Consider the following 13985-nt stretch of genomic DNA (forward strand, 5'->3'; position numbering starts at 1 on the left):
CCCGGTCCCAAGCGCATGGGACCGGGGTACCGATGTGCCGGATCGGCGGGACTCAGTGGAAGAAGTGGCGCTCGCCGGTGAAGTACATGGTGACGCCGGCCGCCTTCGCGGCCTCGACGACCTCGGGATCCCGCACGGAGCCGCCCGGCTGCACGACCGCGCGCACCCCGGCGTCGAGCAGCACCTGCAGGCCGTCGGCGAAGGGGAAGAAGGCGTCGGAGGCCGCCACCGACCCCGCGGCCCGCTCCCCCGCCCGCTCGACGGCGAGGCGGCACGAGTCGACCCGGTTGACCTGCCCCATGCCGACGCCGACCGAGGCGCCGTCCTTCGTCAGCAGGATCGCGTTCGACTTCACCGCCCGGCAGGCGCGCCAGGCGAATTCGAGCTCGGCGAGGGTCTCGGCGTCGGCGGGCTCGCCCGTCGCGAGCTCCCACTCCGCGGCGGGCGCGAATGCGCGATCGGCGTCCTGCAGCAGGAAGCCGCCCGACACCTGGCGCAGCTCAACCGGGTTGGGCGCGAAGTCGGCCGGCAGCACGAGCAGCCTGACGTTCTTCTTCCTCGTGAGGATCGCGAGCGCCTCGGGTTCGAAGCCCGGCGCCACGATCACCTCGGTGAAGATGCCGGAGACCGTCTCCGCCATCTGCGCGGTGACGACGCGGTTGGCCGCGATGACGCCGCCGAAGGCCGACACGGGATCGCAGGCGTGCGCGAGCTCGTGCGCCGCGGCGATGGGATCAGCGGCGTCTTCGGGGGCGACCGCGATGCCGCAGGGGTTCGCGTGCTTGATGATCGCGACGGCCGGCCGCTCGTGGTCGAACGCGGCGCGCAGCGCCGCGTCGGCGTCGACGAAGTTGTTGTACGACATCTCCTTGCCGTGCAGCTGGGTCGCCTGCGCGATGCCCGTGCCGTCGCTCTCGGTGAAGAGCGCGCCGCGCTGGTGGCTGTTCTCGCCGTAGCGCAGCACCGCCTCGCGCAGGCCGAACACCTCGTACCCGACGTAGCCGTCGGCGCCCTCGAAGATGCTGTCGACCGAGGCGTCCGCCTGGGCGTCATCGTCGAGCGTCGCGTCGCTCCAGGCGCGCTCCTCCTGCTCGAGGAACCAGTTCGCGACCGAGGCGTCGTACTGGGCGGTGTGCACGAAGGCCTCGGTGGCGAGCGAGCGGCGCAGCTCGAGCGTCGTGCCGCCGGTGCGCACCGCCTCGATGACCTCGTCGTAGCGGAGGGGCGAGACGACGATCGCGGCGTTCGCGTGGTTCTTCGCGGTCGCGCGCACCATCGCCGGGCCGCCGATGTCGACGTTCTCGACGATGTCGGCGGCCGGCTTGCCCGCCGCGACCGTCTCGTCGAAGGGGTACAGGTTCACGACGACGAGTTCGAAGGGCGCGAATCCGAGCTCCTCGAGCTGGCGGCGGTGGTCGGCGAGGCGCAGGTCGGCGAGCAGGCCCGAGTGGACGGCGGGGTGCAGGGTCTTCACGCGGCCGTCGAGCGCCTCGGCGAAGCCCGTGACCTCCGAGACGTCGGTGACGGGGTGCCCGGCCTCGCGGATCGTGGACGCGGTCGAGCCCGTCGAGACGATCTCGACCCCGGCCTCCGCGAGGGCGGCTGCGAGGTCCAGCAGGCGCGTCTTGTCGCTCACCGAGATGAGCGCGCGCCGCACGGGGACGACGTCGCGGTGCTCGTACAGGCTGGGATCGTGGCTCTTCACTGCCATCGTGTGCGCTCCTTGCATGGGGTGGAGTGGTCGGTCTCGGGAGATCGGTCTCGTCGGTGGTCGGTCTCGTCGACGGCGCCGGACGCCGCGATCCGCAGGTCGAGCTCGCCCGCGGCGATCTCGCGCACGGTCTCGACGAGGAGCGGACGCTCGAGCTGCTTGATGCGCTCGTGCAGCTCCTCCTCGGTCTCACCCGGCCGCACCTGCACCGCGGCGCGGCGCAGTGCGGGTCCGGTATCGACGCCCTCGTCGATGACGTGGACGGTCACACCGGTCTCGGTCGCGCCCGCCACGAGCGCGTCGCGCACGGCGTGGGCCCCGGGGAAGAGCGGCAGCAGCGCGGGATGGGTGTTGATGAGGTTCGGCGAGAACGCGCGCACGAAGCCGGCGGGCAGGATCCGCATCAGACCGGCGCTCACCACGAGACCGGGCTCCCGGGCGGCGTCGCGAACCGGGTCCGGATCGGAGGTCGGACCGGAAGCCGAGCCCGCACCCGAGGCCGAGCCCGGACCGGAAGCCGGGCCGGGGGCGGAAACGCCGGAGACGCCGTGCTCCCGGATCGCGGCGGCGAGCGCCTGCCCCCACTCCTCGCGGGTGGCGTAGTCGCGGGGCCGCACGATGAAGGTCGGCACTCCCGCCGCCTCGGCGTGGGCGAGTCCGGCCGCGTCGGTGTCGGAGCCGACGGCCACGACGCGGGCGGGGTAAGCGGGATCGGCGGCGGCGTCGAGCAGCGCCTTGAGGTTGCTCCCGCCGCCGGAGATGAGTACCGCGAGTTTCAGCACCAGCACAGTCTACCCGCGCCCCGACCGGTGCCGACCCGAGTTCCTCGATAGGCTGATCGACGCGCATCCCTACGTGATCCACCTCCAGAAAGCGAGCGAGAGTGACAGCGGCACTTCGCGAGGGGCACCGCGCCCGGCGCCGCCGGGAGACCGCGACCGCCTACACCCTCTTGATCCCCAGCTTCGTCGGCGTGGGGCTCTTCCTCGTCGTCCCCGTGCTCATCGTGGTCGTGCTCACCTTCATGCGGTGGGATCTCATCTCGCCTCCCCAGTGGGTCGGCCTCGCGAACTACGAGTGGCTCGCGAGCAACGGACGGTTCTGGAACTCGCTGCTGGTGACCGCCACGTTCGTGCTGCTCGCGATCCCCGCCTCCGTGGCGCTCGGGCTCCTGCTCGCGCTGGGCCTCAACCGGCGCCTGCCCGGATCGAACCTGCTCCGGATCGTCTACGTGCTGCCGTGGGTGTGCGCTCCCCTCGCCCTCGGGGTGGTGTGGCGCTGGCTGCTCGATCCCGCGAACGGCGCCGTCAACGTGCTGTTCGGCCGGCGCATCGAGTGGATGAGCGACCCGTCGCTCGCGCTGCCGGCGGTGGCCTTCGTCTACGTCTGGACGCAGGTGGGCTACATCTCGCTGTTCTTCCTCGCGGGGCTGCAGAACATCCCCCGTTCCGTATACGACGCCGCGAAGATCGACGGCGCGGGGCCCGTGCGGACGCTGTTCTCCCTGACGCTGCCGCTCCTGCGCCCGACCACCTTCTTCGTCAGCGTCACCTCCGTGATCGCCTCGTTCCAGGTCTTCGACCTCGTGTACGGACTCACGGGCTCCGCGGCCGGCTATCCCGCGGGATCCACCGACGTCATCGTCACGCGCATCTACCAGGAGGCCTTCGTCTCGCTGAACCTGGGCCGCGCGTCGGTCATGGCGCTCGCGCTCTTCGCCGTCCTCGTCGTCGTCACCGTCGTTCAGCAGCGGTACTTCTCCCGCCGGACCACCTACGACATGTCGTGAGGAAGGCAGCACCGTGACCTCCGCAGCAGATGCCCGCCCCGCCGGAAGACGCCCCGTGAGGCTGGGCCGGGCGGCTTCCCTGGCCCTCACCTACCTCATGCTCGTCGCCGGCGCGCTCATCATGGTGCTGCCGTTCGTGTTCTCCGTGGTCACGGCGTTGAAGACGCCGCGCCAGTTCGCGACCGCGCCACCGCTCACCCTTCCCGACCCGGCGACCGCGGAGAACCTCCTCACGCTCTTCACCCCGCAGTACCAGTTCTGGACGCCGATCGCGGTGACCGCCCAGGTCGTGGTCGTGATGGTCATCGGCCAGATGGTCTCCTCCGTGCTCGCGGCGTACGCGTTCGCGACGCTCAGGTTCCCCGGGCGCGATGCGCTCTTCTGGGTGTACGTCTCCACCCTGATGATCCCCGCCGTGGTCACGATCATCCCGCTCTACGTCATGATGTCGGAGGCGGGGCTCCGCAACTCGTTCGCCGGCCTGGTGGTGCCGCTGATGTTCGGCTCGCCGTACGCGATCTTCCTGCTGCGCGAGAACTTCCGGTCGACGCCGGCCGAGATCCTGGACGCCGCCCGCATCGACGGCGCGGGGCCGATCCGCCGCCTCGTCTCCGTGGTGCTGCCGATGAACAAGCCGATCCTCGCGACGCTGCTCATCATCACCGTCGTGACGCACTGGAACAACTTCATGTGGCCCTCCATCATCGCCCCGGCCTCTGAGTGGCGCGTCATCACCGTGGCGACGGCCGCCCTGCAGTCCCAGTACGACGGCAACTGGACCCTCGTGATGGCGGCGACGACGGTAGCGCTCGCCCCGCTCATCGTCCTGTTCCTCGTCTTCCAGAACCAGATCACGCGCTCGATCGGGATCACGGGCGTGCGCTGATCCCGTCTCGGCGCCCGCCGGCGGAAGATCTGCCGCCAGCGGAACCGACGCTCCGATCCGAGTTCCGCCGACGGCAGATCTTCCGCTGGAGGCGGGTGCGCGACGCCCGAGACCGAGCCCCGACCGCGCCGGATCCTCCGGGCGTTGCCGAATCGTGACCGTCACAGGGGGCAACACGGCGCCTCGCGACCCCTCGGACGCGCAGAATGGAATAGTTGTCGTTTCAATAAGGAGTGTTATGAAGTCCCCTACCAGGATCGCAGCTCTGACCGGCGCGGCCGCCCTCGCCCTCTCGCTCGCCGCATGCTCCCCCGGAGCGTCCCAGAACACCTCGGACGAGGGATCGGGCACCACGGTCACCTTCCGCCTGTGGGACGACGTCGCCGCCCCGGCCTACGAGGAGTCCTTCGAGGCCTTCATGGAGCAGCACGACGACATCGACGTCGAGGTCGAGGTCGTGCCCTGGGACGACTACTGGGAGCGCCTGCCGCTCGACTTCCAGTCGGGCGACATGGCCGACATCTTCTGGACGAACACCTCGAACTTCGGCCGCTACGTCGACAACGGCAACGTCATCAACATCTCCGAGGAGATCGGCGACGACCACGACGAGTGGGTCGAGTCGGTGACGTCGCTCTACGAGCGCGACGGCTCTCTGTGGGGCGTGCCCCAGCTGTGGGACTCGATCGCGCTCTTCACCAACGAGGACCTCCTCGCCGAGGCCGGCGTCGATCCCTCCGATCTCACCTGGTCGGACGGGTCGGCGAACGACACCTTCCTGGAGGCTGCGAAGGCGCTGACCACCGACGCCGAGGGCCGTCACCCGGACGACGCCGGCTTCGATCCGGGCAGCCGCCAGACCTACGGCTACAACGGCTCGGCCGACCTGCAGGCGATCTATGTGAACTGGATCGCCGAGGCCGGCGGCCTCTTCCAGGATGAGAACGACGATTTCGCCTTCGCCTCCCCCGAGGGCGAGCGGGCGTTCCAGTACCTCGTCGACACGATCAACACGTGGTACGTCGCCCCCTCGGCCGCCGAGACGAACACGAACGGCGACGCCGCCCGCGACCTCTTCGTGCAGGGCAAGATGGGCCTCTTCCAGTCGGGCCCCTACTCGCTGCGCCACATCGCAGACAACGCCGACTTCGAGTGGGGCATCGCGCCCCAGATCGCGGGCCCCGAGGGCCGGGTCTCGGTCGTGCACGGCGTCGCCGCCCTGGGCAACGCCGACACGGAGCACCCCGAGGCCACCGTCGAGGTGCTGAAGTGGCTCGGCTCGGCCGAGGGCCAGGCCCCGCTCGCGGAGCAGGGCGTCTCGTTCCCGGGCGCGGTCGACGCGCAGGACGCGTTCGTCGACTACTGGGAGGCCGAGGGCGTCGACGTCTCGCCCTTCATCGAGGCGGCGAACGGCGAGACGACCCCCGCGCCCGTCGGCCCCGAGGTGAACGCGGGCGCCAACGAGATCGTCCCGATCCTGCAGGACATGTTCCTCGGCGGCTCCGACGTCGCGGCGAAGCTGCGCGAGGCGCAGGACGCGGGCAACGCCGCGATGGAGTGACCGGGGCGCGGAAGAGGAAGCGGGAGGAGACGCGCTAGGTGTACCGGGTCTCCCGGGCCAGCGCCCGGGGCCGGGTCACGGCGAAGCGCGCCTCCTCCTGCGCCGCCCAGCGCTCCCAGTGCGGCCGGAAGACGTCGCCGTCGCGCGTCAGAGCGCGCCGCCTGCGCCGCTCGTCGGGGCACTCGACCCAGATGCCCCAGGCCGGCCCTCCGCCGGCCCGTGCCGCGAAGCGGTTCGCCGCATCGAGGCTCGAGGTGGAGAGCGCTCCGCACCCCTCCACCACGATCGGCCCTCCGGCATCCAGCGCGCGCCACTCCGCGAACTCGCCGACGTGCCAGTCGAACCGCTGGAACCGCCCGGTCTCGAGCACCGTCGGCACCGCGCGGGATCCGGCCGCCAGACCGTCCCAACCGGGGTAGAGATCCTCGACCCGCAGGATCCGGGCGCCGAGTGCGGCCGCGATCGTCGCGGCGAGCGTCGTCTTGCCCGAACCCGAGCGGCCGTCGATGAGCACCGCTCCGGGCGGCGGACCGCCGCGCAGCGCGAGCACTCGGGCGAGCCACCGCTCGCCGCCGCGGAGGCCTGCGGGGCTCACGCGACGAGCCGCCCCTCGCGCATCCGGATCGTGCGATCCGCGATCGTCGCGGCCTCCTCCTCGTCGTGGGTGACGAGGATCGCGGTGGTCCCCGTCTCGCGCAGCAGCGCCGCGAGCTCGTCGGCCAGCCGCACCCGGAGCTCGCGGTCGAGCGCGGACAGCGGCTCGTCGAGCAGCAGCATGCGGGGCTCGGGCGCGAGCGACCGGGCGAGCGCCACCCGCTGACGCTCTCCGCCGGAGAGGGACGTCACCGCGCGGGATCCCATACCGGGCAGCCCGACCAGGGCCAGCAGATCCGCCACCCTCGCCTCCCGCCGATCCCGGGGCAGCCGCTGCACCCGCAGCCCGTAGGCGACGTTCTCCGCGACGCTGCGGTGGGCGAACAGTTGGCCGTCCTGGAACATCAGCCCGAATCCGCGGCGGTGGGTGGGCACGGCGGCGAGGTCCTCGCCGTCCCACTCGACCGTGCCCCGCTCGAGCGGCTCCAGCCCGGCGACGGCGCGCAGCAGCGTCGACTTGCCGCAGCCCGAGGGGCCCAGGAGCGCCAGCACCTCGCCGCGGCCGACCGCGAAGCTCGCCCCGTCGACCGCCGGGGGCGCGGCACGGCCGCTGCGCCCCTCGGCCGGGTATCGCACCACGATGTCGCGAACGCTCAGCCCGTTGCTCCTCGTCACCTCTACCACTCCCCTGCACTGTCGGTCCGCCAGCGCTCCGCCAGCATCATGATCCCGGCCGTCAGCACGCCGAGCAGCACCGCCGCCGCGAGGCCGGTGCCGTAACTCCCCCTCGCCGGGTGCCCGATCAGCTCGGCGACCACCACTGGAAGCGTCTGCGCCCCCGGCCTCACGAGGAACGCCGTCGCCCCGAACTCGCCGAGCGAGGCGGCGAAGGCGAAGCCGAGGGCGAGGCCGGCCGATCGGCCGATCATCGCGAAGTCGATCGTCGCGAGCACCCGCAACGGCGATGCGCCCAGCGTCGCCGCGGCGTCCCGCAGCCGCGGCTCGATCCCGCGCAGCACCGGCAGTATCGTGCGCACGACGAGCGGCAGGGCGACGATGGCCTGCGCGATCGGGATCAGCACCACCGAGCTGCGCAGGTCGAACCCGATGCCGAGCGGCCGGTGCATGGTGAGCAGCAGGCCGAAGCCGAGCGTCACGGCCGAGACGCCGAGCGGCAGCATGATCAGGCCGTCGAAGAGGTCGATCCCGCGCCGCAGGGTCCGCGACCTGGGGCGGCGCGAGGCGACCAGGGCGACCAGGAGGCCGAGCAGCATCGCGAGCGCGGTGGCGGCGAGCGCGATGCGCAGCGACAGCGCGGCGGCGCCGAGCACCGACCCCTCGATGGGCGATTCCGGCGGCGGGAAGATCAGGTTCGCGTAGTTTCCGAGCGTCCACCCGCCGCCCGCGCCCCGGAAGGAGCGGAGCAGCAGGGTCAGGATCGGCAGCGCATGCAGCACCAGCACCGTCGCCGCGAAGATCGCGACCACGGGTGCGTGGCGACGCGTCGGCCGCACGCTCTCCGCCCGCCGCGCGACCGCGTGCTCGCGGCGCCGGCGCAGCCGCGACGAGACCACGAGCGCGAGGGCGACGATCGCGAACTGCGCGAGCGAGAGCACTGCCGCCGATCTCAGGTCGAGGAACTGGACGGTGAGGCGGTAGATCTCGGTCTCGATGTTCGAGAACTCTCGCCCGCCGAGCACGAGCACGACGCCGAACGACGTCGCGCAGAAGAGGAAGACGAGCGAGGCCGCGGAAGCGATCGCCGGCGCGAGCGCGGGAAGCGTGACGGTGCACCAGGCCCGCACCGGGCCCGCACCGAGCGTGCGGGCCGCCTGCTCGGGGCGCGTGTCGAGGTTGCCCCAGAACCCGCCGACGGTGCGCATGACGACGGTGACGTTGAAGAACGCGAGCGCCAGGACGATGACGGTCATGCTCCGATCGAGACCGGTCCACTGCAGCGGCCCTCCCGGCCCGACCAGCGCCGTGAACGCGGCGCCGACGACGACCGTCGGCAGCACGAACGGCACCGTCAGCAGACCCCGCAGCAGGCCCCGTCCGCGGAACTCGAGACGGTACAGCACGAACGCCGCCGGGATCCCGAGCAGCAGCGCCACGACCGTCGCCAGGCTCGCCTGGGCGAGCGTCTGGCCGATCACCCGCCAGGTGCGCGCCTCGCCGAACACCTCGGGGATCCCCGCGAGATCGGCCCGGCCGTCATCGGTGAAGCCCGTGGCGAGCAGGGCGAGCACCGGCCACACGAAGAAGACGGCGAGGAAGACGAGCGGGAGGAGGGCCGCGATCCCCCAGCCGATCCTCCCGGCCCGCGGCATCACAGCCCGGTGGTCTCGCTGACGGCCTTCAGCCATCCGTCCAGACCGGCGCCGATCTCGGCGGCGCTCAGGTCGTTCGGCTCGGTCGGCAGCGGAGCGTAGTCCACCCATGCCTCGGGCACCGTCGCGCCCTCGTCGATCGGGTACATGTACATGGTCTCGGCGATGGTGTCCTGGAACTCGCCCGACAGCATGTAGTCCACGACCGCGCGGGCCCCATCGGGGTTCGCGGCGCCCGCGAGCACCCCCGCGTACTCGACCTGGCTGGAGCAGGTGTCGAGCAGCGCCGCCGTCGTGGAGGATGCGCCGTCCTCGCTCAGCGTCGCGGCGGGCGAGGAGCTGTAGGAGAGCACGATCGGCAGGGTGCCGCCCTCGCCGCTTCCGCTGAACTGGCCGTAGTAGGCGTCGCTCCACCCCTGTTCGATGCGCGCGCCGTTCGCCATGAGGTCCTCCCAGTAGCCCAGGTAGCCGTCCTCGCCGAAGTGCGCGACCGTGCCGATGAGGAACGAGGCCCCGGTCGAGGAGGCGGTCGGATCCATCAGCACGGTGAGGTCGCGGTAGGCGGGGTCGGCGAGATCCTCGAAGGACTCGGGGGCCTCGCGGCCCTCGCGCTCGAACCAGGCGGTGTCGACGTTGATGCAGGTCGCGCCGAAGTCGACGGGCACGAGGGCGTCCGAACCGTCGGCGAGGTAGTCGGCCGCGCGGGCCGGCAGCTCGTCGGGGGCGTAGGGCTCCGCGACCTCCTCGTCGATGATCCGCGAGGCGAACACCTGGTCGACGCCGAAGAACGCGTCGCCGAGGGGCGCCCCCTTCGTGAGCACGAGCTTGTTGGTGAGCTCGCCGCCGTCGCCGGCGCTCACCACCTCGACGTCGTACCCCGTGGCCTCGCTCGCGGCCTCGGCGAAGGCGTCGTTGGGGAACGAATCGTGCACCACGATCGTCACCGAGTTCCGGTCGGTCTCGTCGGCTCCGGTGTCGGCGGCGGAGCAGCCGGTCAGGGCGAGGCCGAGCGCGGCGGCGGAGGCGACGGTGCCGCCTCCCAGGCGCGCGAATCGCGCGATTCCCACCGCCCTTCCGGCTGGCGCGGCTCCGGATCGGCGCGTGGTGCGGTTCATGCGTGCAGACGTCATCGAGGCTTCCTTCCTCCGCTGGCATTACCCAGATCAGGTTGAACGGTCGGGGCGCGCGTGCCCCATCTCAGCCCGGCGCGTCCGGGCCCCCGTGGATTGCCCTCGCAGTCTATCGCTTTCCGCGCGGCGACCGCCAACCGGGCCGCTTCCGCGCCTCGCTCGGCTCCTGCTCGGGAGCGCGGTCCCAGGAATAGGCCCGCAGCAGCGCCTCCGTGTCGTGCTCCCCGCGGTCCTCCTCCTCGATGTGGGCGCTCCGGTCGAGATGCCCGTCCGCCTCGTCGCCCGAGCCCGCAGCCACGGGAGGCGTCGCGTCGACGGGGTCGCTCTCCTCCGCCGCATCCGCGCGACCTCGCTGGCCGGGGGCAGAGCCCGTCGGATCGGGGCCGCTCGCCTCAGCCTCGCCCGCTCGCGAGCCGCCGAACCAGCTCGCGGCGCGGCTGAGCAGGCGCGAGCGCGGATCGCTCGCGGGTTCGCGCACGCCCGAGAGATCCTCGGTCGGGAGATCGGCGTCCGCGGAGGGGAGATCCGCCGCCGAGGACGGGAGATCGGCGTTTCCGGTCGGAGTATCCGCAGCAGCCGGGAGATCCGCCGCCACGGTAGAACGGCGACGCCGGTCGCCGGGCACCGGGAGCGCGGCGCGCAGGCGCGCCCGGTCCGCCCGGCCCGCGCAGACGCCGAGCAGGAGTCCGCCGCCGAGCTCCGCCGCCGCCAGGCCGCCCACGAGCCACGGCTCCGGTCCCGTCACGGCGAGCCTCCCCGGCCCCACCGCCCCGATCGCGAGCGCCGCGCCCCCCGCGACCACGAGCCCCGTCAGCGCCGCGGCCAGCGCCGTCGTCACCAGCGCCGCCGGCCACGAGCTGCGCCTCAGCTCGCTGCGCCTCGCGGCGAGCAGGCCGATCCCGACCCCCAGCAGCACGACGAGGGCCGGAGCGAGGGCGCCCGCCTCTCCCCACCCCTGCGGAACGGCGCCGAGGAGCGGCAGCGAGGGCAGCGGCCCGAGCATCGTCTCGAACGGAGAGACGGAGGTCGCCTCTCCGATCGCGAAGCCCGCCCCGGTGAACCACGCGACGGCCCACAGGACCACGATGGGGAGCAGCGCCAGCTGCAGCAGGAAGAGCAGCACGGCGCCGAGGGGGTCCAGCTGCAGCCCCTGCGCCAGCGCCGTGATCTCGACGTAGCCGATGACGAGGGCGGCGCCCGCTCCGAGCGCTCCGAGCCCCACGAGCCCGGCGACCGAGGCCAGCAGCACCCGGAACGTCTCCCGGAGATGACCGGGAAGGGCGGCGACGGCGACGCCGGGAAGCCCGCTGCGCTCGAGCCCGAGCTGCAGCCCGCGCACCGTTCGCAGCCACCACTCGCTGCCGTCGACCGCCGAGCGCAGCAGGAACGCCGCCGCCGAGCTCGCCGCGTAGACGGCGGAGGGCAGGGCGATCGCGGCCCACGCCGGCGCGTCCAGCAGAGGCCTGGCGAACGGCACGGCGAGCGCCGCGACCACCGCGAACCCCGCGGGGCCGCCCAGCACTCCGGCCGCCCCCGTTCCTCCGCGCGCGGCGAGGCGCCAGCCCGAACGGCCGGCCAGCAGCACGGTGATGAGCGTCGCGCCGAGCGGCGCGAGCGAGAGGGGCACGCCGAGCGCCTCCGGCGCGAGCCCGAGACCGCTCGCCGTCTCCGCGCTCACCTCGAGAGAGAGCGGGACGAGGTGAGCGAGCAGCCAGACCGCAGCCGCGCCGCCGAACACCTCTCCCGGATCCGAGGCCAGCTCGAACGTGGCGGCCCACAGCACCACCGCCGGAATCGCGAGCGCGATCAGCCCGGCGAGAGCGACGGCGGCCGCCTCGATCGCGGCGACGACTGCGGTCAGGAAGGGTCTCATCGCTCTGAAGCTTATCCTCCCGACCCCCGCGCTCCCCGAGAGGAGCCCGCCCTCGCGTGTTCGCAGGCCCGCCTGCCCGTCACCGCGGCCGGGCGCTGCGGGCGAGCGCCACCGCGTGCGTCCGGCTCTCGGCGCCCAGCTTCACGAGGATGCTCGAGACGTGGGTCTTGACGGTCGGGATCGAGATCCCGAGGCGCGCGGCGATCCTCGCATTGGAGCGGCCCTCGCAGAGCGCGTCGAGCACCTCCCGCTCGCGCGCCGTCAGCTCGGAGAACCCGGCGAAACCCCGTCCAGAGCCCGCCCCCTCCCGAGTCTCGGCGTCGCCCTCCGGTCCCGCTCCGCCGCCCGGCTGCGCCGCCACCGCGGCGAGCGCCCGCCTCGTGACGCGCGGATCGAGCACGCCCTCGCCGCGCGCGACGCGGCGCACCGCCTCGACGAGGGGCCCCGCCTCGGTCGTCTTGAGCAGGAAGCCGGCCGCCCCCGCGCGGATCGCTCCCAGCACCAGCTCGTCCTCGTCGAAGCTGGTGAGCACCAGCACATCGGCATGCCCCGCAGCGACGATCTCCCGGGTGGCGGCGACGCCGTCGAGGCCCGGCATGCGCAGGTCCATGAGCACGACGTCAGGCCGCAGCGCGGCGGCGTTGCCCACCGCCGCGGCGCCGTCGGCCGCCTCGCCCACCACCTCCACGCCGTGGCTCTCGAGGATCATGCGCAGGCCCTCGCGGATCATGCCGTGATCGTCCGCGAGGATCACGCGGGGAGGCGCCTCCGGCCCCGTCATCGCCGCTCCTCCCTCGGCAGCCTCGCGCGCACGGCCCAGCCGCCGTCCTCCGCGCCGGCCTCGAAGCGGCCCCCGGTCGCCCTGACCCGCTCGGCCAGCATCTCGAGCCCCATGCCGGTGCCCTCCAATCCGGGCCGCGCGAGCGCCCGGCCGCCGCGCGAGACGACACTCGCGACGATCTCACGCCCGTCCGCCTCCAGCCGCACCTCGACGTCGGCCCCCGAGGCGTGCCGGGCGCAGTTCGCGAGAGCCTCCTGCACCACCCGCCCGAGCGCGTGATCCACGGGCGGCGCCAGCGGGCCCTCCGCCTCGTCGATCAGCGTCACGCGCACCCCCGAGCGCCGGGCCTCCTCCACCAGCTTCGGGATCAGCTCGCGCCCCACGGGGGCCGCGATGTCGTCGGTCCCCTTCCGCAGCACCGCGATCATGGAGCGCAGCGCGCCGTGCGCATCGAGGCTGGCGTCTCGGGCGGCCCGCAGCGCCTCGCGCTCCCGGCCGCCGTCCCGACCGTCCTCCGCCTCGCGCTCCCGGCCGCCGGTCCGGTCCCCGCTCGCGATCCGCTCATCCGCGTCGGAACCCGCGCCCGTGAGCGCCGCCTCGCTCCGGATCGCCACGGCCGCCACGTGCCCCGCCACGACGTCGTGCAGTTCTCTCGCCATGCGCTCGCGCTCGCTCCGAACGGCCGCTTCGCGATCCAGCTCAGCCAGCCGCGAGGCGTCCTCCGCGCGCTGCCGGTAGAGCCCCACCAGCTCCTGGGACTGCGCGATGGAGTTCGCGTACCAGAAGGCGAACCCGAGCATCGCACCGAACTGGAGGCCGATCAGCACGCCCATCCGCAGCTCTCCCGTGACGGCCCAGGCGGCTGCCGCGAGCACCACGGTCGCGATCGCGACGCCCAGCAGCACGCGCCGGCGCCCCGCACCGCCGAGCACCACCGTGTAGGAGTGGAGCATCTCGAGCAGCACGATGAGCGTGACGATGCTGCCGAGCAGCAGCAGATCGCTCACGAACAGCACCGCCGCCGCCACGAGGCCGAGCAGGGGCGCGCGCCGCTTGAGCAGCACGAGCCCGCACGACGCGAACGGCACCGCGACCGCCCACCCGGGCGGGCGGGCGTCGTCGGGGACCAGCGAGAACACGTCCCAGAACCTGACGAGGCCGAAACCGACGACGGCCGCCGCGACGAGCAGGTAGGCCGCGGCCTGCACCGAGGGGCGGCCGAACAGGCGGCGCAGGGCCCCGGCGTGCGAGACGTGCTGCTGGAACATGCCTCCATCAAAGCAGGCCCCGCGGCCGTTCGTCTCAGACCAAGGGATGAGGCCGTCTCATC

The 13985-nt window shown here is 73.0% G+C and carries 12 protein-coding genes and 1 riboswitch; of the genes, 3 read left to right on the forward strand and 9 right to left on the reverse strand.

From position 1 onward, the window contains the following. Window positions 1-52: 52 nt before the first annotated feature. Together purH and purN are read right to left on the reverse strand one after the other, a co-directional pair. Window positions 53-1711 carry a bifunctional phosphoribosylaminoimidazolecarboxamide formyltransferase/IMP cyclohydrolase gene (gene purH, locus JD276_RS11685; protein WP_200115834.1) on the reverse strand — a complete coding sequence of 553 codons (1659 nt, stop codon included), beginning with the start codon at window positions 1709-1711 and terminating at the stop codon, window positions 53-55. Further along, window positions 1702-2493, reverse strand: a complete 792-nt coding sequence (purN, locus tag JD276_RS11690; RefSeq protein ID WP_200115835.1) for a phosphoribosylglycinamide formyltransferase — start codon at window positions 2491-2493, stop codon at window positions 1702-1704. The genes purH and purN overlap by 10 nt, the downstream gene beginning before the upstream one ends. A 101-nt stretch (window positions 2494-2594) precedes the next feature. Between purN and JD276_RS11695 the strand changes: the two genes are divergently transcribed. From JD276_RS11695 to JD276_RS11705, 3 genes are all read left to right on the forward strand, one after another. Beyond that, on the forward strand, window positions 2595-3500 hold the full coding sequence (locus tag JD276_RS11695; protein WP_200115836.1) for a carbohydrate ABC transporter permease: 906 nt from the start codon (window positions 2595-2597) through the stop codon (window positions 3498-3500). A gap of 13 nt (window positions 3501-3513) precedes the next feature. Next, window positions 3514-4386, forward strand: coding sequence for a carbohydrate ABC transporter permease (locus tag JD276_RS11700; protein WP_307866549.1), 873 nt, complete (start codon window positions 3514-3516; stop codon window positions 4384-4386). A gap of 238 nt (window positions 4387-4624) precedes the next feature. Next, window positions 4625-5947 (forward strand): ABC transporter substrate-binding protein, encoded by a 1323-nt coding sequence (locus tag JD276_RS11705; RefSeq protein ID WP_200115837.1) that lies wholly within the window; start codon window positions 4625-4627, stop codon window positions 5945-5947. Window positions 5948-5981: 34 nt separating this feature from the next. On the opposite strand, the gene JD276_RS11710 is transcribed toward JD276_RS11705, so the two are convergent. The 7 genes from JD276_RS11710 to JD276_RS11740 form a co-directional block, all read right to left on the reverse strand. Then, window positions 5982-6542, reverse strand: coding sequence for a nucleoside/nucleotide kinase family protein (locus tag JD276_RS11710; protein WP_307866550.1), 561 nt, complete (start codon window positions 6540-6542; stop codon window positions 5982-5984). Next, window positions 6539-7216, reverse strand: coding sequence for an ABC transporter ATP-binding protein (locus JD276_RS11715; RefSeq protein ID WP_200115838.1), 678 nt, complete (start codon window positions 7214-7216; stop codon window positions 6539-6541). Before JD276_RS11715 ends, JD276_RS11710 begins: the two co-directional genes overlap by 4 nt. A 2-nt stretch (window positions 7217-7218) precedes the next feature. Continuing rightward, entirely contained in the window at window positions 7219-8871 is a 1653-nt protein-coding gene (locus tag JD276_RS11720; RefSeq protein ID WP_200115893.1) for an ABC transporter permease, read from the reverse strand. Further along, entirely contained in the window at window positions 8871-10001 is a 1131-nt protein-coding gene (locus JD276_RS11725; protein WP_233615644.1) for a thiamine ABC transporter substrate-binding protein, read from the reverse strand. Before JD276_RS11725 ends, JD276_RS11720 begins: the two co-directional genes overlap by 1 nt. Beyond that, window positions 9995-10104, reverse strand: a riboswitch (TPP riboswitch). It overlaps the preceding gene by 7 nt. A 6-nt stretch (window positions 10105-10110) precedes the next feature. Continuing rightward, entirely contained in the window at window positions 10111-11874 is a 1764-nt protein-coding gene (locus tag JD276_RS11730; protein ID WP_200115839.1) for a cell division protein PerM, read from the reverse strand. A 79-nt stretch (window positions 11875-11953) separates the two neighbouring features. Continuing rightward, complete coding sequence (locus JD276_RS11735) at window positions 11954-12655, reverse strand: response regulator transcription factor (RefSeq protein ID WP_200115840.1); 702 nt, start codon at window positions 12653-12655, stop codon at window positions 11954-11956. Further along, window positions 12652-13923: a sensor histidine kinase gene (locus JD276_RS11740; RefSeq protein WP_200115841.1), complete on the reverse strand. Its 1272-nt coding sequence runs from the start codon at window positions 13921-13923 to the stop codon at window positions 12652-12654. The genes JD276_RS11735 and JD276_RS11740 overlap by 4 nt, the downstream gene beginning before the upstream one ends. Window positions 13924-13985 lie beyond the last annotated feature (62 nt).

It is taken from the genome of Leucobacter chromiisoli (genome assembly GCF_016522505.1).
GTDB lineage: Bacteria > Actinomycetota > Actinomycetes > Actinomycetales > Microbacteriaceae > Leucobacter > Leucobacter chromiisoli.

Coding starts and splice junctions, on each gene's coding strand:
- purH (WP_200115834.1), bottom strand. CDS start 1,711: ATGGCAGTGAAGAGCCACGATCCCAGCCTGTACGAGCACCGCGACGTC.
- JD276_RS11705 (WP_200115837.1), top strand. CDS start 4,625: ATGAAGTCCCCTACCAGGATCGCAGCTCTGACCGGCGCGGCCGCCCTC.
- JD276_RS11720 (WP_200115893.1), bottom strand. CDS start 8,871: ATGCCGCGGGCCGGGAGGATCGGCTGGGGGATCGCGGCCCTCCTCCCG.
- JD276_RS11725 (WP_233615644.1), bottom strand. CDS start 10,001: ATGACGTCTGCACGCATGAACCGCACCACGCGCCGATCCGGAGCCGCG.
- JD276_RS11730 (WP_200115839.1), bottom strand. CDS start 11,874: ATGAGACCCTTCCTGACCGCAGTCGTCGCCGCGATCGAGGCGGCCGCC.
- JD276_RS11735 (WP_200115840.1), bottom strand. CDS start 12,655: ATGACGGGGCCGGAGGCGCCTCCCCGCGTGATCCTCGCGGACGATCAC.
- JD276_RS11740 (WP_200115841.1), bottom strand. CDS start 13,923: ATGTTCCAGCAGCACGTCTCGCACGCCGGGGCCCTGCGCCGCCTGTTC.